Origin of the sequence: Paenibacillus sonchi, assembly GCF_016772475.1 — a bacterium.
GTDB classification, from domain to species: domain Bacteria; phylum Bacillota; class Bacilli; order Paenibacillales; family Paenibacillaceae; genus Paenibacillus_AQ; species Paenibacillus_AQ sonchi.
The window spans coordinates 387,899-406,100 of record NZ_CP068595.1 but is presented as its reverse complement, the minus strand read 5'-3'; the positions used below and the strand labels follow the sequence as shown (position 1 = coordinate 406,100).

21 protein-coding genes, 1 pseudogene and 1 other annotated feature are annotated in these 18,202 nt (G+C 53.1%); all 22 genes and pseudogenes read left to right on the top strand.

What is annotated here, in order from left to right:
- Window positions 1-39: 39 nt before the first annotated feature.
- The 22 genes and pseudogenes from JI735_RS01885 (at window position 40) to JI735_RS01780 (ending at window position 18,192) form a co-directional block, all read left to right on the top strand.
- Window positions 40-1,215 carry a glycosyltransferase gene (locus JI735_RS01885; RefSeq protein ID WP_039834177.1) on the top strand — a complete coding sequence of 392 codons (1,176 nt, stop codon included), beginning with the start codon at window positions 40-42 and terminating at the stop codon, window positions 1,213-1,215.
- Window positions 1,216-1,292: 77 nt separating this feature from the next.
- Window positions 1,293-2,588 (top strand): SPOR domain-containing protein, encoded by a 1,296-nt coding sequence (locus JI735_RS01880; protein ID WP_051051641.1) that lies wholly within the window; start codon window positions 1,293-1,295, stop codon window positions 2,586-2,588.
- A 286-nt stretch (window positions 2,589-2,874) separates the two neighbouring features.
- Window positions 2,875-3,120, top strand: a complete 246-nt coding sequence (locus tag JI735_RS01875) for a DUF4321 domain-containing protein (protein ID WP_020429308.1) — start codon at window positions 2,875-2,877, stop codon at window positions 3,118-3,120.
- A 54-nt stretch (window positions 3,121-3,174) separates the two neighbouring features.
- Complete coding sequence (locus tag JI735_RS01870) at window positions 3,175-3,768, top strand: Maf family protein (RefSeq protein ID WP_051051642.1); 594 nt, start codon at window positions 3,175-3,177, stop codon at window positions 3,766-3,768.
- A 15-nt stretch (window positions 3,769-3,783) separates the two neighbouring features.
- A complete protein-coding gene (radC, locus tag JI735_RS01865) occupies window positions 3,784-4,473 on the top strand; it encodes a RadC family protein (protein ID WP_020429304.1) in 690 nt (229 codons plus the stop codon).
- A 41-nt stretch (window positions 4,474-4,514) separates the two neighbouring features.
- Window positions 4,515-5,548: pseudogene (locus JI735_RS01860) on the top strand (rod shape-determining protein).
- 58 nt (window positions 5,549-5,606) lie between these two features.
- Window positions 5,607-6,485 (top strand): rod shape-determining protein MreC, encoded by an 879-nt coding sequence (gene mreC, locus JI735_RS01855; protein WP_039834182.1) that lies wholly within the window; start codon window positions 5,607-5,609, stop codon window positions 6,483-6,485.
- The gene (gene mreD / locus JI735_RS01850; RefSeq protein WP_039834183.1) at window positions 6,485-7,015 is read left to right on the top strand and encodes a rod shape-determining protein MreD; all 531 of its coding nucleotides are present in this window, start codon (window positions 6,485-6,487) and stop codon (window positions 7,013-7,015) included. Before mreC ends, mreD begins: the two co-directional genes overlap by 1 nt.
- Before the next feature lie 81 nt (window positions 7,016-7,096).
- A complete protein-coding gene (minC, locus tag JI735_RS01845; protein ID WP_039834184.1) occupies window positions 7,097-7,756 on the top strand; it encodes a septum site-determining protein MinC in 660 nt (219 codons plus the stop codon).
- Between the two features lie 5 nt (window positions 7,757-7,761).
- Window positions 7,762-8,556 carry a septum site-determining protein MinD gene (gene minD, locus JI735_RS01840; RefSeq protein WP_020429295.1) on the top strand — a complete coding sequence of 265 codons (795 nt, stop codon included), beginning with the start codon at window positions 7,762-7,764 and terminating at the stop codon, window positions 8,554-8,556.
- Between the two features lie 246 nt (window positions 8,557-8,802).
- Window positions 8,803-9,663: a M23 family metallopeptidase gene (locus tag JI735_RS01835; protein WP_039834185.1), complete on the top strand. Its 861-nt coding sequence runs from the start codon at window positions 8,803-8,805 to the stop codon at window positions 9,661-9,663.
- On the top strand, window positions 9,656-10,498 hold the full coding sequence (locus tag JI735_RS01830) for a M50 family metallopeptidase (RefSeq protein ID WP_039834186.1): 843 nt from the start codon (window positions 9,656-9,658) through the stop codon (window positions 10,496-10,498). Before JI735_RS01835 ends, JI735_RS01830 begins: the two co-directional genes overlap by 8 nt.
- A gap of 67 nt (window positions 10,499-10,565) precedes the next feature.
- Window positions 10,566-11,807, top strand: coding sequence for an Rne/Rng family ribonuclease (locus JI735_RS01825; protein WP_039834187.1), 1,242 nt, complete (start codon window positions 10,566-10,568; stop codon window positions 11,805-11,807).
- Window positions 11,808-11,911: 104 nt separating this feature from the next.
- Window positions 11,912-11,997: a sequence feature (ribosomal protein L21 leader region), on the top strand.
- Window positions 11,998-12,011: 14 nt separating this feature from the next.
- Window positions 12,012-12,323, top strand: coding sequence for a 50S ribosomal protein L21 (gene rplU / locus JI735_RS01820; protein WP_020429286.1), 312 nt, complete (start codon window positions 12,012-12,014; stop codon window positions 12,321-12,323).
- A gap of 12 nt (window positions 12,324-12,335) precedes the next feature.
- Window positions 12,336-12,671, top strand: a complete 336-nt coding sequence (locus JI735_RS01815; RefSeq protein WP_039834188.1) for a ribosomal-processing cysteine protease Prp — start codon at window positions 12,336-12,338, stop codon at window positions 12,669-12,671.
- A gap of 18 nt (window positions 12,672-12,689) precedes the next feature.
- Complete coding sequence (rpmA, locus tag JI735_RS01810; RefSeq protein WP_020429282.1) at window positions 12,690-13,001, top strand: 50S ribosomal protein L27; 312 nt, start codon at window positions 12,690-12,692, stop codon at window positions 12,999-13,001.
- A 233-nt stretch (window positions 13,002-13,234) separates the two neighbouring features.
- Window positions 13,235-13,975, top strand: a complete 741-nt coding sequence (locus JI735_RS01805; protein WP_039834189.1) for a Spo0B domain-containing protein — start codon at window positions 13,235-13,237, stop codon at window positions 13,973-13,975.
- 15 nt (window positions 13,976-13,990) lie between these two features.
- Complete coding sequence (obgE, locus tag JI735_RS01800; RefSeq protein WP_039834190.1) at window positions 13,991-15,301, top strand: GTPase ObgE; 1,311 nt, start codon at window positions 13,991-13,993, stop codon at window positions 15,299-15,301.
- 190 nt (window positions 15,302-15,491) lie between these two features.
- A complete protein-coding gene (locus JI735_RS01795) occupies window positions 15,492-16,664 on the top strand; it encodes an SPFH domain-containing protein (protein WP_202676974.1) in 1,173 nt (390 codons plus the stop codon).
- 12 nt (window positions 16,665-16,676) lie between these two features.
- Window positions 16,677-17,006, top strand: coding sequence for a hypothetical protein (locus JI735_RS01790; protein WP_202676973.1), 330 nt, complete (start codon window positions 16,677-16,679; stop codon window positions 17,004-17,006).
- Window positions 16,952-17,422: a hypothetical protein gene (locus JI735_RS01785; RefSeq protein WP_202676972.1), complete on the top strand. Its 471-nt coding sequence runs from the start codon at window positions 16,952-16,954 to the stop codon at window positions 17,420-17,422. Before JI735_RS01790 ends, JI735_RS01785 begins: the two co-directional genes overlap by 55 nt.
- Before the next feature lie 14 nt (window positions 17,423-17,436).
- Entirely contained in the window at window positions 17,437-18,192 is a 756-nt protein-coding gene (locus JI735_RS01780; protein WP_039834194.1) for a zinc ribbon domain-containing protein, read from the top strand.
- The last annotated feature ends 10 nt before the right edge of the window (window positions 18,193-18,202 follow it).

Sequence of the window (18,202 nt, the reverse complement as noted above, 5' to 3'; positions counted from 1 at the left end):
CCGTTTGATCTTTTCATAGAACACCAAGGAGACAGAGCCATGAGAGAAAGAATGCTGTTCCTTTCAGCCCAGAAAGAATGCAGTAAGGAAGAAGAACACCGGACAGAAAGTTTTCTTGAAATCCTATTGGAGAAATTTGATATCGACCTCATTGAATTCCGCCAAGGCGGGCGGGAACGGGCTGCGGATTCCGGTTACACGCTTACCGTTCACCGGTTAGAGCAGGCAGCGGCTCCCCGCAGTGCGCTGCTGCGGCCGCTGGACAAGCTGCGCTCCATAGCTGCCTTTGAAGACATCAGTAAAGATCTGCGGACTGAGATCAGGCGGCTCTGCAGCCGGCATACCTACAGTCATGTATTCATTTCCCACAGATTTCTCAACAACTGTATCGACATGATCTCTTCCCTGCTTCCCGAAGCGGTCATTATTACGGATGCCCGCCGGACCTGGAGCAGGGCGGCGGAGAAGGGGGGGACTGTCCGGCGCAGGATCAAGTATCCTTACCACAAGCTGAATGAGGCCCGGACCCGGCGGGATGAGCGGAGGCTGATGAATAAGACCGGCCTGCTGCTGACGGCTAACGAGCGGGATGCCCTTTCATTCAAGGCGCTGTCCTTTGCCGATGCCGGCAAGGTGCATGTCGTCCCGCCTTTTGTGGATCTTCAGCAATATCAGCATGATGAGCCGGTCTGCAAAGAGAACGGGATCATGCTTCACTGGGATATACATAACGTACAGGGCAGGAATGCAGCCTTATTATTCCATGCGAAGGTTTATCCGCTGATCCGGGCTGAGGTCCCGGAGGTTCAATGCTACATGGTGGGCAGCGCTGCAGATTCTTCAATCCAGGCCCTCTCCAAGACGGATTCCTCTGTGAAGATTATTGAGGATACCAGTCTTGCCGGGGAATACATACGCCGGGCCAAGGCAGTGATTGCTTGTCTGGATGAAGGCTGCGGGGGCCAGAAAAAGATTCTGGAAGCCTGGGCGCTCCGGACTCCGGTCGTAACCAGCCCGCGCGGCACTGAGGCATTGATCTGCGAGAACGGCAGGGATATACTGCTGGCTGGAACGGCCAAGGAGATTGCTGAGCAGACGGTCATGCTGCTGCAGACCCCGGAGCTCGCCTCCCTCATATCTGACCGTGCTTACCGTACGCTGCTTAACCATTATGAGGTGAAGAACGTGAAGGCCAAAGTGCTTAGTCTCGTGTAATTATATTAAAATAGCATATCTTTCTCTCGTCTATCATATATTGCTTATAGAATAGACGACAGTGAGGTGTGAGAGCGTTGAGTAACGGAAGAATGACGTTCAAGTTTGACACGGATACCGGGAATACAAGAACTGGGCCGCTCAACCGCAGATCAGGGTCCGGGCTGGGCACTGCCAGGGAATACGCGGAAGCAGAGCAGCGGCGGGAAGCGGAGCTGCTTCAGCAGCGCTACCCGGCTGACACCGGCATGGAGAGCCCGCGCAAAGAGGTTCCTAAAGAACCGGAGGAGTATGATCCCGTCCTGCTATACCGGGAGGATCAGGGGGACCGGATCAATACACGGGAGGATACAAGATCATTTTTCTTTCCCACGGATCATCCGCCTGATTTATGGGACCAGCGCCCGCGTTATCCTCTTGCTCCTGCAGAGGACGATGAAGTTAGGCCGGAAGAACGCAGCTATGGTCCAGAGTGGTCCAATGAATACGGGCACTATGAAGATACGCCGCTTCGAGGAGGCAGTTATGGCGGCTCCTACCATGCCCGGCGTCCTTCCTATTGGTGGAAGCTCGCACTTTCCATCGCCGGAGCGCTCGGCACCGGCATCCTGCTTGGCTATGCGGCGCTGTCATTGATTGGCGGCGGAAGCCCTGCGGGAGGCAATAACACTCCAAATATGGCCTCGCCAGCCGTACAGAGCGGAACGGACACTAACTCAGCCCTGCCGCCGGACGCTGGCGGGGATGCAGGGGTGAACCGTATTCCGGTGAAGGTTGCAGCACAGACCTATTACCTGCTGCAGTACGGTGTATTCAGCACTCCTGAGGGGGCGGAGCAGGCCCGGCAGGAACTGCTTGCCGCCGGACTGGCCGCCGGGCTTGATCCGGCGGACGGCAACCGGGTGTACGCCGGGATGTCGCCTGACCGCGAACAGGCCAAGCTGCTCAGCAGCGGCCTCAAGAATCAGGGGATCGGGCTGTACGTCAGGGAGGTCTCGCTCCCTGCTGCGGAGCAGGCCGCCTTTGCAGGATCGGCTGAGACTATAGACAGCTACTTCACCGCCAGCGGGAAGCTGCTCGGCGAGCTCAGCAGGCTGTCCGCTTCGCAGTTGAGCGGGCAAGGAGGGGCCGCGGACAGCACTGCGGTCAGCGATCTCCATATGCAGTGGACCGAAGCTGTCCGGGCACTGGAGCCTGGCCTGCCTGCAGCAGCGCAGAAGCTCTGCGCCGGGCTGGAGAAATCCATGAGCCGGGGCATATCCGCGCTGAATGAGTATAATAAGAACCATGCCCAGGCCTTGCTGTGGGAGGTGCAGGAAGCGATGATGAGTTTTCTCACCACCCAGAAAAGCCTGATCTCAGCCTTGTCCTGAACGGGTCCATTCATAAATACTAGACACAGCAATCCCCCGTTTTGGCTGTTTGCCGGATAGGGATTGCTGTTGTTTTTTAAGAGGTAAAATATTCATGGATGATCTGCTTCTGATGCCTCCAAGCCCAGGTGGTGTAAGGGCTCTGCAATTGCAGCAGGCTGGCTTTACCCCGGTCTGTACTTGCCGGAGAGTGGTAATCATTTCCGTACCTGATTTTGCGTTTGTGTTGAACTCCGTTTCACCGTATAATAATTAGGGTGTCAAAAAATGGCGAGGGAAGACTTAGATGAAGAAGAAAAATGTGGGAATACTGCTGTTATTTCTTATTCTGGGCTGGCTGGCCGGGGCGTGGATCGCCAAACTGCTGGAACCTGTAAAAGGTCTGTCTTTTCTTACAGCCTCGACTGTACTCAAATGGTCGCCGCAAGCCGATTTGGACATCATAACCTATGACATCACTATTCATTTGAAACTGTGCTTGCTCAGTCTTGCCGGTATTATAACGGCCCTTTGGCTCTACCGGAGGCTGTAGCTTCGATGTTTACTGAGAAGGGACGTTTATTCAGTGGAGCATGACAACTCGCGAATGATTATTCTTGCATCGGGTTCACCGCGCCGCCGGGAGCTGTTAACTCTGCTGGGCTTGCCCTTCGAAGTCATCTCAAGCGATGCTGATGAGAGCACGCCTTCTGGCTTAGCACCCGCAGAAATTGTGCGCAGCCTTGCGCTCCGCAAAGCGGAGGCTGTACTGCCTTCTGCCGGAGAACGTGCTGCCGTTATCGTCGGCAGCGATACGATCGTGGTGCTGGGGAACCAAGTGCTCGGCAAGCCGGCGGACAAGCAGGACAGTAGAGACATGCTGCAGCTGTTGCAGGGCCGGACACATCAGGTATACACCGGAGTAGCTTGCATAGGGCTGCCAGAAGGGAAGACCGTGGTAGAGCACCGGGTAACCTCTGTAACCATGAGAGCGATGAGCATGGATGAAATCTCCGCTTACATAGCGACCGGAGAACCTGCCGACAAGGCTGGCTCCTATGCGATCCAAGGGCTGGGCGCCACCCTGGTGGAACGGATTGAGGGCTGTTATTTCAACGTGGTCGGATTGCCGTTGTCGCTGCTTGGGGAGATGCTGTCGGGTTTTGGCATCTCGGTGCTGGGCCGGCAGCGGAGCTATTAGGAAAGAGGGATAGGGATGGAGTCGCAAACATTTATGCTGCGGGACCTCCCCCATGAAGAACGACCACGAGAGCGCATGATGCATTATGGGGCGGAATCATTAAGCCAAGCGGAGCTGCTGGCCATTCTGCTGCGTACAGGTACGCGGGCGGAATCGGCTATTCATATTGCCCAGCGGATGCTGGGGGTGGCAGGCAGTCTTCGCGGGCTGGCGGACCTAAGCATTGAAGAACTGACGAATATCAAAGGCATCGGCCCTGCCAAGGCCGTGCAACTCAAAGCTGGCATAGAGCTGGGAAGACGAATGGCAAACTCCCGGCTGACCGAGCCGGTCATCATCCGCAGTCCCCAGGACGCGGCGGAGATATTGACCGAGCAGCTGCGTTACTTGCAGAAAGAGCATTTTGTCTGCCTTTTTCTGAATACGAAGAATCATGTTATTGCGCAGGAGACATTATCCATGGGCAGCCTCAACGCCTCCATCGTGCATCCCCGCGAGGTGTTCAGGGCAGCTATGAAATGCAGCAGCGCAGCAATCATATGCGCACATAATCATCCGAGCGGTGATCCTACGCCCAGTCCGGAAGACATTTCTTTAACTTCAAGACTGCTTCAGGCCGGGGAGATTGTCGGAATCGATGTGCTGGATCACCTGATTATTGGAGACAGCAGATTTATAAGTTTGAAGGAAAAAGGATTCATGTAATACAATGGGCTAGATATACAAGGGAAAAGGAGAATACAAGCATGTTAGGTGGTTTTACGAAAGATTTAGGAATTGACCTGGGGACAGCGAATACGCTCGTCTATGTACGCGGCAAGGGGATCGTTGTCAGAGAACCTTCCGTTGTGGCCATTAATACAGATACCAAGACAATTGAGGCGGTAGGCGAATCTGCCAAAAAATGATCGGCCGCACGCCGGGAAATATCCGTGCCATTCGTCCAATGAAGGACGGAGTTATTGCCGATTTCGATACAACGGCGACTATGATTAAATATTTCATCCGTCAGGCACAGAAGCAGCGCTCGATGTTCCAGCGCCATCCGAATGTAATGGTGTGTGTGCCATCCGGCATCACCGCCGTGGAACAGCGTGCTGTTGAGGATGCTACCAAGCAGGCAGGTGCACGTGAGGCTTATATTATCGAGGAGCCTTTTGCGGCTGCCATTGGTGCAGACCTGCCGGTATGGGAACCGACCGGCAGTATGGTCGTCGATATCGGCGGCGGTACGACCGAAGTAGCTGTTATTTCCCTGGGCGGTATCGTAACCAGCCGTTCGGTGCGGGTTGCCGGAGACGAGGCGGATGATTCCATCATTCAGTACATCAAACGGCAGTATAATCTCATGATCGGAGAACGCACCTCGGAGCAGCTCAAAATGGATGTGGGTTCCGCTCTGCCGCTGGAGAAGACGGAAACCATGGAGATCCGCGGGCGTGATCTTGTAACCGGACTGCCAAAGACCCTGACCATTACCTCAGATGAGATTTGTGAAGCGTTATCGGATACTGTTAATGCCATAGTGGAAGCTGTGAAGGTTACGCTGGAGAAATGCCCTCCGGAGCTGGCAGCCGACATTATGGACCGGGGCATTGTTCTTACCGGCGGCGGCGCCCTGCTGCGCAATTTGGATAAGCTGCTGGCCCGCGAGACCGGGATGCCTGTGATCGTTGCTGAGAATCCGCTGGATTGTGTTGTCATTGGAACAGGCAAAGCGCTGGAGAATATTCATCTCTTCAAAAGCCGCACCGGCTCCAGTCTTCGCTCCAAGCGTTAGAACCTGGCTTGTCTGTGAACGTCAACCCCTAATATGGGAGAAATACGTTTGTTAGAGGGTGTTGAAACTGTTTAAGCTGTTTAATAATAAACGTTTGTTCATATTATTGATTGCCTTGGTCATGTTTATTGTTGTCATGGGTTTCAGCCTGGGGACCAGAAAATCCTTGTCCTGGCCGGAGAATTTCCTGAGAGATACGACCGGTTTCGTGCAGAACCTGTTCTACAAGCCCGCTGGATATGTAGCGGGCTTGTTCCAAGATATCGGGAATTTGCATAAGCTGGCTGAAGAGAATAAGGAGCTCAAAATCCTGGCTGCCCAGTATGCGCGCGAAAAGGCTCAGTATAATTTCATCAAGGCACAGAACGATCAATATCAAATCGATCTTAAGTTTACGAATGCCCAGAAGAATTTGTACAAATATGACTACCGGATTGCAAATGTTGTCAGCTTGACGACGGAGCCAAGCAACAACACGCTGGTTATTGACCTTGGAGCTAAGGACGGAATTAAGCTGAATATGTCCGTGACCTCTGTTGAGGGGCTGGTTGGCGTAATCAGCCAGGTAAGCAATTTCACTTCCACCGTGAAGCTGATGACCATGATGGATGTAAATGATCCGAACTCCCAGCCGCCCATTGCAGCGACCGTCTTCAACAAGGAAGGGAAGACCTTCGGGATGATTGAATCCTACGACCAGCAATCCGGGATGCTGATGATGAATAAAATCCCTGTGGGAAATCCGGTAGCCAAAGGGGATACCATCATATCCTCGGGGATTGGAGGGGTCTACCCGCGCGGGATGACCATCGGAACGGTTGAAAGTGTTAAGGTAGGGGAATACGGGTTGACTTCAACGGCAATCATCAAACCGGCGGCGGGTTTTCAGGACTGGAAGGAACTGTTCGTTGTCTTTACGGAGGAGCGTGCCGAATAGTGAAGATGCGCAGATCCGTCTTAGTACTGCTCTTATTTCTTTTATTTATCTTAGAAGGCACGATTATGCCCTGGCTGCTTCCAGACGCCTGGGAGATGCGGATTATTCCGAATCTTGTTTTTATTGTGATTCTGTTTGTAACGGTATACCATCACCGCCATACAGCTCTGATCTTGGGCTTGACCTTCGGGATGCTGCATGATGTGGTGTTTTATGGCCGGATTCTCGGTGCCCATTCCTTCGCAATGGGAGTGTCAGCTTATTTGATCGGTTTGATATTCCAGCTGCCGCGTGCGCCCTTGCCGCTGATGATGACGGTGGTCCTGCTGGGCAGTCTGCTTGAGGATAGTGTGCTTTTTGCCATTTACAGCGTATTTAATTTAAGCCGGGTTTCTTATGACTGGGCATTGCTGCACCACATGCTGCCCACCATGTTATTTCATTTTGCTGTTGCCCTGCTCCTCTATGTGCCTCTCCGCAAGCAGATTGAACAGCTGAAGAAAGAGACACGCAAGGAAGAGGCTGCATAAAGCCGGACTGCATTTTCTTACATGGGAAAGAAGGAATTTGCCTGGCCCGGCACGAATGAATGAGAATGGGGGGACAGGCAAATGACAGTACAATCCAAGCATGTAAGGATCAAGGGCATCAAGGATGGCCTGGTATTCCTGCTAGACGACAAGTGCCCCTTTGAAGATCTCTTAAGCGAGCTTCGCTATAAGCTGGAGCACAGCCATCAGAATATATTAACCGGACCGATTGTGCATGTGGACATTAAGCTGGGCAACCGTTCGGTGTCCGAAGATGAGAAGGAAGCTGTGCTGGACATTCTGAAGAGCCAGGGCAATCTGCTGGTCCGTTCCGTTGAAGCTTTGGAAGAACCAGGCGACAAGGACACTGATGCCCTGTTTATGGTCAGCGGAATGATTCGTTCCGGACAGGTCCTGCACCATGAAGGGAATCTTTTGTTCCTGGGTGATGTGAATCCCGGAGGGTCGATTACCTGTACGGGTGATATTTATATTCTCGGAGCACTGCGCGGAATGGCTCATGCCGGGGTGGGCGGCAATCAGGAATCTATTATTGCTGCATCCCTGCTGTCGCCTACACAATTGCGGATTGCTGACGTTATCAGCCGCCCGCCGGATGAATGGGAAACCCGGGAAAGCAGCATGGAATTTGCCTATCTATCGAGCGGTGCTATGCAAATCGACAAAATTCATAATATAGTCAAATTACGTCAGGGTTTAAATGTTTTTAAAGGGGTGTAGCCTCCATGGGAGAAGCGATTGTCGTAACCTCGGGCAAAGGCGGAGTTGGCAAAACAACCACTACGGCCAATATTGGCACCGCGCTTGCATTGCAGGGCAAAAAAGTATGTCTGGTCGATACCGACATTGGACTGCGGAATCTGGATGTGGTCATGGGGCTGGAGAACCGTATCATCTATGATCTGGTCGATGTTGCGGAAGGACGCTGCCGTCTGAATCAGGCGCTGGTCAAGGACAAGCGTTTTGATGAGCTGTACATGCTCCCTGCGGCCCAGACCAAAGACAAGACCTCCGTTACACCGGAGCAGGTGAAGGATATCATTCTTGAACTCAAAAAGGAGTATGAATACATCCTGATCGATTGTCCGGCCGGGATTGAGCATGGCTTCCGCAATGCCATTGCCGGAGCAGACAAGGCGATTGTTGTGACTACGCCGGAGCATGCTGCCGTGCGGGATGCGGACCGGATTATCGGCCTTTTGGAGCAGTCGCACGTAGAATCGCCGAAGCTGGTAGTGAACCGGATTCGGCCTGGACTTATCAAAACAGGTGATATGCTGGATATTGAGGATATTCTGCAGGTGCTGAATATTGATTTGATTGGTATCGTTCCCGATGATGAGCTGGTGATCAAGGCAGCGAACAACGGGGAGCCTACCGTCATGAATCCCGATTCGGCAGCGGCAATCGCTTACCGCAATATCGCCCGGCGGATTTTGGGGGATGCAGTGCCATTGATGCAGCTGGACAAGAAGCCGGGGGCCTTCAAGAAGTTGAAGAAGTTCTTTGGTATGGGTTGAACGGACTCAAGGTTCTAGCAGCATAGCAAACTTCAGCACAAAGAGCCTGCCTGCAGATAGTCTGCAGCGGGCTCTTTGTGCTGTAGATCACTTGATTCGGACTCATGCTGTAAAGCCCACACCAAAGCGTATCTGAACCGTTCAGCTTTGTTACTGTTTCTGTTCTCTGTCCCGGCGGGGCTTGTTCTAAATCAGCCCCGGTCTTTCATAAAATAATAGTAAAACAAGCCCGCCGGAGGGATCAACATGGAACAGAAATCAGGTATTAAAGGCCGCCGCAAGGAACGCATCCGCAGCCTGCTGGAGCTGGACGATTCTCCGCATACAGCTGTGCCGCCGCTGTATGCGCTGTCTGACCGGACAACAACTTTCAAGGAATGGGGAGAGGGAGCAGCCCATGATTATTCTACAGATCGCGAGCCTGACCCTGAGGCCCTATGGAAGCAGCGGCGCGGGGGCTGGGTGGATGAAGGGGGAGGGGACAAGCCGCGTTTTGCTTCGGGTTTTATGCGGAGAACCATCGCGAGCATTGTAGTGTTTGGCGCCGTATGGGGAATCTTTGCCATCCAGCAGCCCTGGGCGCTCAAAGCGCAGGCCTTCATTACCGATGCGCTCAGCAGGGATATGGATTTTGCCGCCGCGCAGGTCTGGTACGAGGAGCATTTCAGCGGAGCGCCGGCATTTATTCCGATCTTCGGCGGCGAAGATCAGCCGGCAGAGAAGGTAACTGCCGCGCATGATCTGAGCACCCCGCTTGCAGGCAGTATCGTCCGGCCTTTTGCTGCTACAATGAATGGTGTGGAGATTATGCCTGCAGAAGCTTCTAACGGGACGCTGACAGTCAAAAGTGTAGATACGGGAAGGGTGCTGTCCGTTGCCAAAGAAGCGCAGGGCGGAATCCGGATCACCGTACGCCATACCGGGGATATAACGGCTGAATACGGGCATCTGAGCGGGACGAAGCTGGCAGCCGATGACTGGGTGCAAAGCGGGGATGCTGTGGGCTGGCTGGAGGAAACGGAGAATGCTTCAGTGCCGCTGCTTTTTTTTGCAATTATGAAAGACAAGACTTATATTGATCCCGCTGAAGTGGTATCGTTTGATTAGGATCAGGGGTATCCAGCTGTCGCTGCACCCGCTGTTTGTTCTGATCATGCTGCTCTCTGTGGTCACAGGCCAGTTTCTGGAACTGCTGACGCTGTTCACAATTGTGTTCATTCACGAAATGGGACATGTCTGTGCAGCGCTGCTCTGCGGGGTTCAGGTGAAATCGGTGCAGCTGCTGCCTTTCGGCGGGGTTGCCGTGATGGAGGATCATGGGCGTCTGACCGCTGTCCGGGAGATGGGCATCGCTATTGCCGGACCGCTGCAGAATGTGCTGCTGATCGTCATGGCCTGCGGACTCCGGCAGACCGGATATGGCACCAGTGCGTTCCTGGATTATTTTATACAAGCCAATGCGATTATCGCGTTATTTAATCTTCTGCCTGTCCTCCCTCTGGATGGCGGTAAAATATTTCAGGCGATGCTTAGTCTGCTGCTTCCCTACTATGCTACTTTGCTATGGTGCGGCAGAGTGAGCATCGCGGCGAGTGTGCTGGTGGTCGGTTATGCAATGCTGCCGTTGGGCACAGGGGGAGGGCTTCGGCTGAACCTGCTGATGATCGGGGCTTTTCTGCTCTATTCGAACCTTACGGACCAGCGTAATCTGCCTTACCGCTTTGTCTCCTTTTTGATGAACAGAGAAGCTGTATATGAACGATACCAGCAATCGGGAAGTGCCGCGCGTCCAATTGTTGCCTTTTCCGCGAAACCTTTGGATGATATATTGCGTCTATTTAAACGTAACCAGTATCATTTTATCTATGTGATGAATGAGGATAAGAGCATCGTGGCCGTTGTGCCGGAGCAGAAGCTGATCTCTTCTTATTTTGGAATGTAAAATATGGACTTGAACCATCCCGCTGATGGATGACGGAGAAAGATCGATTGAAACCAGAGGTGAAGCCATGAAGCAAATGATCGTTCATTGCATGCAGCATGTTACCCGGATGGCTCTTCTGGACAATGGGAGTCTGGTCGAATATGCAGCCGAACGTGATCAGCAGCAAGGGCTGGTCGGCAGTTATTATAAGGGACGGGTCATGAATGTGTTGCCAGGCATGCAGGCCGCTTTTGTTGATATCGGACAGAAGAAGAATGCTTTTTTATATGTAGATGATGTGCTGCATCCCCATCTGGAAAGGCAGCCGGAGGTGAAGCCCTCCATTGAAACGCTGCTGCAGCCCGGCCAGGAAATTGTGGTCCAGGTGAGAAAAGAGCCGCGGGGCGGCAAGGGTGCGCGTGTAACGACCCATTATACGCTTCCGGGACGCTGGATGGTGTACATGCCCTTTGCGGATTATGTCGGCGTATCCAAAAAAATCAGCCGTGAATCCGAACGTGTCCGGCTGAAGGCCATCGGCGAGCGGCTGCGTCGGCAGGAGGAAGGAATTATTATGCGGACCGTCTCGGAGGATGAACCGGTGGAGGCCGTGGAAGGCGACCTTTCCTTCCTCCGGTCCCAATGGGAGATGATCACCCGCCGGGCGCAGGAGAGTGCGGCACCGGCTCTGCTTCACTCGGATCTCAGCATTGTCCAGCGATTCATCAGGGATGCCTTCAATCCGCAGCAGGATGAGCTGATGATTGACTCGGCGAAGGCGGTCCGGGAAGCGGAGGCTTTTCTGAACGATATGGCTCCGGGAAAGTACAAGCCCGTCCGCTTCTACCATGGACAGGAGTCGATCTTTACCGCGTACGGGGTGCAGGAGCAGCTGCACAAAAGCTTCGGACGCAAAATCACCCTGGAAGGCGGGGCGACACTGATCTGGGATGAGACGGAGGCACTCACCGTCATTGATGTCAACACTGCGCAATACACGGGCGGAACTTCACTGGAGGAGACGGTCACGCGCACGAATCTGCTGGCGGCGGAGGAAATCGGGCGTCTGATCCGCTTGCGGGATACGGGAGGCATTATTATCATTGATTTTATTGATATGCAGCGTGAAGAGCACCGGAAGATGGTTACGGAACGTCTGGAGAGGGTCATCAGCCGTGACCGCACACAGACGCATATTCTTGGCTGGACCCATCTGGGACTGCTGGAGATGACCCGCAAGAAGGCGAGACATGACTCTGCGGGCTTCGCCCCGGTGATATGCCAATGCTGCGGAGGCAAGGGCAAAGTCGGTGCGTGGCTGGAATAGATCCCGGTTTTACAGGAGCCCGGGTTATAGTTTTTTTCTGCCATTGACTGAACGTAATATGTGTGATACTATCTTCAAGTATGTGTTTGGTTGTTCTAATCCTGCACATGCTGCAACCGCTCCGATCGGGTACATAAGCGCGGTTCCTCCGGGAATTTGCCACCTAGACTAGGCGAGTCTGAGACATGAGGAGGTGCAAGTACAATGTATGCAATTATCGAAACTGGCGGTAAACAATACAAAGTCCAAGAAGGCGACGTATTGTTCATTGAGAAGCTGGATGCTGAAGACGGCGCAAGCGTAACGTTTGACCGTGTATTGGCTGTTTCCAACGACGGCGGTCTGACTGCAGGAACTCCGCTGGTAAGCGGCGCGTCTGTAACAGCTAAAGTCGAGAAGCATGGTAAAGGTCAGAAGGTTGTAGTTTTCAAATACAAACCGAAGAAGAACTACCACAAGAAACAAGGTCATCGTCAACCGTACACCAAAGTAACAATCGAGAAGATTCAAGCGTAAGAAGGTGCGTTAATGATTAACGTGCGGATTACACGGGCTTCTGCTCAAGGTGCGATTGTCGGTTTTGCTGTTAAAGGGCATGCGAACTACGCAGAGATCGGCAGGGATATCGTCTGCGCCGGTGTTTCCACCGTCACGGTTGGAACGGTGAATTCGATTGAAAGTCTGACAGGCGTTGTTCTGGATACTTCGATGAAGGATGGTTTTCTAAGCGGAACCCTGGTTCCGGTGGACGATCCCGAAGTTTCTGCCAAGGTTCAGCTATTGCTGGAATCCATGGTGCTTATGCTCGGTGATATCGCAGATTCATACGGGAAGTATATTAAGATACAGGAAGTCATTATTTAAAGAAGGAGGTTGACCAACATGTTGAAATTGGATCTTCAATTGTTCGCATCGAAAAAGGGTGTAGGTTCCACCAAGAACGGACGTGATTCCCACTCCAAACGTCTTGGCGTGAAACGTGCTGACGGTCAGGCAGTTACCGGCGGCAACATCCTGGTTCGTCAACGCGGAACCAAAATCCACCCGGGCACAAACGTAGGCATCGGCAAAGATGACACCTTGTTCGCTCTGGTTGATGGTGTAGTGAAGTTCGAACGTTGGGGACGCGATCGCAAAAAAGTGAGCGTGTACCCGGTTGATGTCGCTCCGGTAGCAGCGGCACTGGAAGCGTAAGCTTTCGGAAATCGAATTGCAAGTAGAAGCCTCCGGCATGAGTGCCGGGGGCTTTTTTTCAGAATATGAGGGTTTATATGGTTCACTCCACAAATCATCCTTATATTTCTCGCTTGGCTGAAATGCTGGTGATTGCCGTGAAAGCCTGTGTTATACTGGAAAATGGTAATTATCAGTGAAGAGGAACAGTTAAATATGCATGAATTTTGCGAACTGAGGGACGGGGAGAAAGAATGAAATCCTGGAAATGGTTGATCTGGGCAGTCATGTTATCCGTAATGCTTCCTTTAGGCCTCTTGTATTGGCATACTTCCCTTTTGACATGCCTGCTGCTTGCCGTATGGATAGCTGCGGTGCTTGCTTACAGCTTTTTTTACAACCGGCGTCATTTTGAAGAGGAGCTGCGCCTACAGGAGAAGACTTTACAGCAGGCGGCGAACCGGACACTTAATCATCACCGGCATGACTGGATGAATGATCTGCAGGTGCTTTACGGATATATCCAGCTCGGCAAGCCTGATAAATCCTTGGAGTGTGTGGGAAGAATAAAGGAGCGGATTGCCTTGGACAGCCGTATCGCTAAGCTCGGCATTCCTTCGCTTGTGTTCTATTTGCAGTCCTTCCGCACCTTCAGAAGCAGCCTGGAGCTGGAAGTGCAGGTAGAAGAAGGACTGCAGCTGGAGAATAAGCTCAGCCCGGACACGGGGGAAGAGCTGACACAGGTGATTATGCAGACGGTGAGGGCTTATCAGTACAGCGGACTCGCCCCGGAGGGCGATACACGGAAGCTTCTGCTCGGTTTTGCACAGGATGGAGGAGACATTCTGATCTCTTTCGAAAGCGAGGGGGATCATGGCGATCCCGAGCTGCTGCAGGGGCAAATTTATAATATAGTACAAGGGAAAATTATCAAAGCAGAGCAGTCTGGAAGGGGTAAACCCAATGTAGAGCTTCGGCTGCCTCTGGGAATGTAAGGAAGGTGAACATGAATGTTCGTAGATAAAGCTAAGATTTATGTAAAAGGCGGCGACGGCGGCGACGGCCTGGTGGCTTTCCGCCGGGAGAAATATGTGCCGGAAGGCGGGCCGGCCGGCGGTGACGGCGGACGCGGTGGAGATGTGATCTTCCGTGTGGATGAAGGTTTGCGCACATTGATGGATTTCCGTTATCAACGCCATTTCAAGGCGGACCGCGGAGTAAAAGGGCGCAACAAAAGCCAGCACGGGGCGAACGCCGAGCATATGATCGTACGCATCCCTCCGGGAACCGTATTGATCGACGACGATACCAAGGAAGTCATTGCCGACATGACCCGTCACGGCCAGCAGGTAGTGGTTGCACGCGGCGGCCGGGGCGGCCGGGGGAATATCCGGTTCGCCACAGCGGCCAATCCGGCTCCTGAATTGGCGGAGAATGGGGAAGAAGGCCAGGAGCGCTATATCGTGATGGAACTGAAGGTGATGGCGGATGTGGGGCTTGTGGGCTTTCCAAGCGTCGGCAAGTCCACCCTGCTCTCCGTCGTTTCCGCTGCACAGCCGAAGATCGGTGCGTATCACTTCACAACCATTACTCCGAATTTAGGTGTGGTGGATGTAGGGGATGGCCGCAGCTTTGTCATGGCCGATCTGCCGGGACTGATTGAAGGAGCAAGCGAGGGTGTAGGTCTCGGACATGAATTCCTGCGGCATGTGGAACGCACCCGGATCATCATCCATGTTGTGGATATGTCCGGCTCCGAAGGGCGCGATCCCTTTGAGGATTGGGTGAAGATTAATGACGAACTGAGGCAGTACAACGCCGGTCTCATGGACCGTCCGCAGATCGTAGCAGCCAATAAGATGGATATGCCTGAATCGGAGGCGAATCTGGCTGCATTCCGCGAGCAGGTATCGGAGCTTCGGCCGGATCTGGAAATTATGCCGATTTCTTCACTTACCCGTCAGGGAGTACAGGAGCTGCTCTACCGGGCGACGGATCTTCTCGACAGCATCCCGGTGGCTCCGGTTGTGGAAGAAGTAGCAGAGACCAAAGAACGCAAGGTCTACAAGCTCGAGGCGGAAGAGGACAACTCCTTCACCATTACGCGGGATAACGATGCCTTTGTGGTCAGCAGCCCGCGGATTGAGCGGATGCTGAAGCGGATGCAGCTCAGCACACATGATGCCATACTTAAGCTCGCGCGCACACTGCGCCACATGGGTGTGGATGCTGAACTGCGCAAACGTGGTGCGGTGGAAGGGACTATTGTCCGGATCGCTGATTTCGAATTCGAGTTCGTGGAGAACAGCAGTTATTATTAAGCTGCTGCCGATTTGTGGCTAAACCAAATGCCGACTGTGCTTTCCCGGATAAGGGAGGGCATGGCCGGCGTTTTTTTGCAAAAAGAACCCAAATTATCCCTTTGTCGTATACAATAAAGTAGGGGAAATTTCCAAGTCAACAACCGATATATATACTACATACCTATGATCAGGAAAGAAGGATAGGCAGATGGCAATCATTGAAGTTGTAAAATATGACGGGCCTCCTGGCGTATTTGCCTGGAAGTATCCGAACCAGGAACTGGGAACGTGGACGCAGCTGATCGTCAATGAATCCCAAGAAGCGATTTTGTTCAAGGGCGGTCAGGCGCTGGACTCATTTACCGCAGGGAGACACACGCTCAGCACAGCGAACATCCCGCTTCTCTCGAATCTGGTGAACCTTCCTTTCGGCGGCAAATCGCCGTTTACTGCGGAAATTTGGTACGTGAACAAACTGAACTCCATGAACGTGAAGTGGGGGACCAGCGCACCGCTTCAGCTTCAGGACCCGAAATATAAAATGATGATTGCTGTCCGCGCCTTTGGGCAGTTCGGTGTCAGAATCGAAGAACCGCGCAAGTTCTTGTTGAAGCTGGTCGGAACGCTGCCGCAGTTTGATCAGAGTACAATGCTTAGTTATTTCCGCGGGCTGCTGATGTCCAATATCAACGAGCTGATCTCTACCTACCTGGTCCACAAAAAAATCAGCATACTGGAGATTAATGCCTACGTATCGGAAATATCCAAGCATATTCAAGGCCGGCTGGCTTCAACCTTTCTGGAGAGCGGAATTGAGCTGAATAACTTTTATATTGATTCCATTAGCATTCCCGATGATGATCCGGCAACGGTCCGGCTGAAGGAAGCTTTGGCCAAAAAAGCGGAAATGGACATTATCGGCTTCACCTACCAGCAGGAGCGCAGCTTCAATACCATGGAGGAGGCTGCCGGGAATCCGGGGAGTATCGGTGCAGGTATGGTGAATACAGGACTGGGTCTTGGGATGGGGCTTGGTTTTGCCGGTCCGGCTTCCGAGATGATGAACCGGATGACCAGAGGCATCATGGAAGGCGGGGCTTCCGCAGCGGGCAGCACAGTCAAGACATGTCCAAGCTGCGGCGCGGGCAATTCTGCTGAGGCCCGTTTCTGCAGCGGCTGCGGCCGCAGCCTTCAGCAGCCGCAGCCGGAAGGCACTCCCGCTGACCGCACGGCTTGCCGGAATTGTGGGGAGGAGGTCGTGCCCGGCGCCAAGTTCTGTCCGCACTGCGGAACGAGCGTGATTATACCATGTGCAGGTTGCGGGCATGTGCTGCAGCCGGGCCAGAAGTTTTGTCCGGAGTGTGGAACAAGGGCCGGATAAAAGGAGAGTCTCATGAAGAGAAACAGAAAATATGTTAGTTGGTTTACAGGGATTTACGCCGCAGTTGTCATTTTCACGTTAGGGTCTGTGGTTATGCTGGGTTTTGCGGATTCTGTATTCCGTACAGTGGTATCCATGATTGCTCTGCTTATTGCAGAAACTGCAGTGTATGCCTACAGCCTGTTCTGGCTGCGGACAGCCGGGACCGCCAAGCGGACTCCGCCAGTCCTTTTGAGCGGGGCTTTAATTATGGCCGTATATATGGCGGTAGTCTTTTTTCGACAATTGTGCTGGACTGGATGCTGGCGCTGCAGCCTTACTGGTATGCCGGGGAGCAGCTAATCGTGCTGATCCTGAGCGCCATAGCGCTGGGGGCGGTTGGGCTGTACGGGTGGAATGCCGGAGTACAGGAGCAGAGAACGGCTGATGCCAGCCGAAGTCTGCGCCTTCATCTGATGGAGATAACGGAGATTGCAGCTATCGCCCGAACCTGGAGTAACCCGGGAGCGGAAGAATTGAACCAGCTGCTCAAGGATCTGGAAGAACAATTCAAGTACAGCGATCCCGTATCAGACCCGGCAATGTATGAGACGGAGGCTGTCATCAGCCAGCAGATTTCCCTGCTGCATGATCATGTATCCCTTCTGCTTGTATTGCAGGACCCCCCGGCCGATTGGAAAAAAGAAACGGAAACATTGACCGAGAGTATTGCCAGTACGCTTCAGCGGCGAAACCGGGAGCTTGCGGCACTGAAATAGGAGGATTGCAGTTCATGAATATGTTGACCGGGCAGGAGGGCCAGAACACGCTCCGCTTGCCTAAATATGACCGGCCGGTGTTTGATTATGCGATTATCATTATAGGTTATCTTTTTATGCCGCTGGGGCTGGTACTTGCCTTGGTACGCTTTGCGGGCAGCCATTTCAAAAACTACCGTAAGCCGGCCAATATCAGCCTGCTGTACCACGTTTTCGTGGGCGGTTTTATGCAGATGATGGTCTTTGTGATCTATATGGTGACTTCAGCGCCCATCGATACAGTTACCTTGATTACAATATTGATATTGTTTACGGTGCTTCTGCTGCTGCCTGCTTCCGGCTTCGCTGCCAGTGCGGCTAAGGCCAGATTCAAATTTTCACAGCTGGCCCAAGCCTATGTGCAGCTGATCAATGCTGGCGGCATACGCTACCTCGGCAATCTTTCCGAACAAACCGGGCAAAGTGAAAGCGATGTGCGGCGGGATCTCCTGTATCTCCAAAGTCACGGGGTGTTATCTGCTGATCTGGTTATAAGTGAGGGGCGTACCGCTGCAGCACCTCAGGAGCTTTTTCGGGAAGGCTTATCTTCGGTCCCGGGTTCAAGCGGCGGGCAGGCACAGCCTGTTCCACAGCCGGCAGCAGCACCGGCACCGGCACCAACGCAATTGCCCAAATCTGTCCGCTGCCCGGGCTGCGGAGCGCAAAATACCGTTTCGCCCGGCCAGTCGAAGAATTGTGATTACTGTGGAACAACAATAGCTTATAGCTGAGCAGATAATG

What these genes read in the sequence shown, in the direction of transcription:
- JI735_RS01885 (WP_039834177.1), top strand. Translation starts at nt 40, where the DNA reads ATGAGAGAAAGAATGCTGTTCCTTTCAGCCCAGAAAGAATGCAGTAAG.
- JI735_RS01875 (WP_020429308.1), top strand. Translation starts at nt 2,875, where the DNA reads ATGAAGAAGAAAAATGTGGGAATACTGCTGTTATTTCTTATTCTGGGC.
- JI735_RS01870 (WP_051051642.1), top strand. Translation starts at nt 3,175, where the DNA reads ATGATTATTCTTGCATCGGGTTCACCGCGCCGCCGGGAGCTGTTAACT.
- radC (WP_020429304.1), top strand. Translation starts at nt 3,784, where the DNA reads ATGGAGTCGCAAACATTTATGCTGCGGGACCTCCCCCATGAAGAACGA.
- minC (WP_039834184.1), top strand. Translation starts at nt 7,097, where the DNA reads ATGACAGTACAATCCAAGCATGTAAGGATCAAGGGCATCAAGGATGGC.
- minD (WP_020429295.1), top strand. Translation starts at nt 7,762, where the DNA reads ATGGGAGAAGCGATTGTCGTAACCTCGGGCAAAGGCGGAGTTGGCAAA.
- JI735_RS01835 (WP_039834185.1), top strand. Translation starts at nt 8,803, where the DNA reads ATGGAACAGAAATCAGGTATTAAAGGCCGCCGCAAGGAACGCATCCGC.
- JI735_RS01825 (WP_039834187.1), top strand. Translation starts at nt 10,566, where the DNA reads ATGAAGCAAATGATCGTTCATTGCATGCAGCATGTTACCCGGATGGCT.
- rplU (WP_020429286.1), top strand. Translation starts at nt 12,012, where the DNA reads ATGTATGCAATTATCGAAACTGGCGGTAAACAATACAAAGTCCAAGAA.
- JI735_RS01815 (WP_039834188.1), top strand. Translation starts at nt 12,336, where the DNA reads ATGATTAACGTGCGGATTACACGGGCTTCTGCTCAAGGTGCGATTGTC.
- rpmA (WP_020429282.1), top strand. Translation starts at nt 12,690, where the DNA reads ATGTTGAAATTGGATCTTCAATTGTTCGCATCGAAAAAGGGTGTAGGT.
- JI735_RS01805 (WP_039834189.1), top strand. Translation starts at nt 13,235, where the DNA reads ATGAAATCCTGGAAATGGTTGATCTGGGCAGTCATGTTATCCGTAATG.
- obgE (WP_039834190.1), top strand. Translation starts at nt 13,991, where the DNA reads ATGTTCGTAGATAAAGCTAAGATTTATGTAAAAGGCGGCGACGGCGGC.
- JI735_RS01795 (WP_202676974.1), top strand. Translation starts at nt 15,492, where the DNA reads ATGGCAATCATTGAAGTTGTAAAATATGACGGGCCTCCTGGCGTATTT.
- JI735_RS01790 (WP_202676973.1), top strand. Translation starts at nt 16,677, where the DNA reads ATGAAGAGAAACAGAAAATATGTTAGTTGGTTTACAGGGATTTACGCC.
- JI735_RS01780 (WP_039834194.1), top strand. Translation starts at nt 17,437, where the DNA reads ATGAATATGTTGACCGGGCAGGAGGGCCAGAACACGCTCCGCTTGCCT.